The organism is Nocardiopsis halotolerans DSM 44410 (assembly GCF_000341065.1).
Taxonomy (GTDB): domain Bacteria; phylum Actinomycetota; class Actinomycetes; order Streptosporangiales; family Streptosporangiaceae; genus Nocardiopsis; species Nocardiopsis halotolerans.
This window is the reverse complement of record NZ_ANAX01000316.1, coordinates 1-390: the sequence shown is the minus strand read 5'-3', so window position 1 is coordinate 390 and position 390 is coordinate 1. Positions and strand designations below refer to the sequence as shown.

The 390-nt window shown below is 72.1% G+C and carries 1 protein-coding gene; it reads left to right on the top strand.

What is annotated here, in order from left to right:
• Window positions 1–96: 96 nt before the first annotated feature.
• Window positions 97–390: hypothetical protein (locus tag D455_RS33965; RefSeq protein ID WP_206539292.1), on the top strand; the 294-nt coding region annotated here is incomplete at its 3' end.

The following is a 390-nucleotide window of genomic DNA, read 5'->3' as shown; positions in this document are numbered from 1 at the left end:
ACCAACGCTTGCTGTTCGCGGGTGGTCGGCCACTCCTGCGATGGCGCCAGCTGCCGCGCAGTGGTGCGGACGACGAGTCGCGCCTGATGAGGTCGGGTGGCCGGGCTCTGCTGCGGTGGCAGTAACGGCGAGTGGGTCCTCCAGTCCCGGGTAGCGGTGCTGCCCCTGGTGGTGAGGGTCGGCGACGGTCGCACCAACGGCGGCGGATGCCTGGGGGCTGCGCTCAGCGGCCGGGCCGCTGATGGTGACGGTGGCGACGTCGGCAGCAACGGCGGGAGCGGCCTTGGGAGGGCAACCAACGCCTGGGGTTCGGGGATGGTTGCGCGCTCCTGCGGTGACAGCAACGGCGAGCGGGTCCTCCAGTCCCGGGTAGCGGTGCTGTCCCCGGTA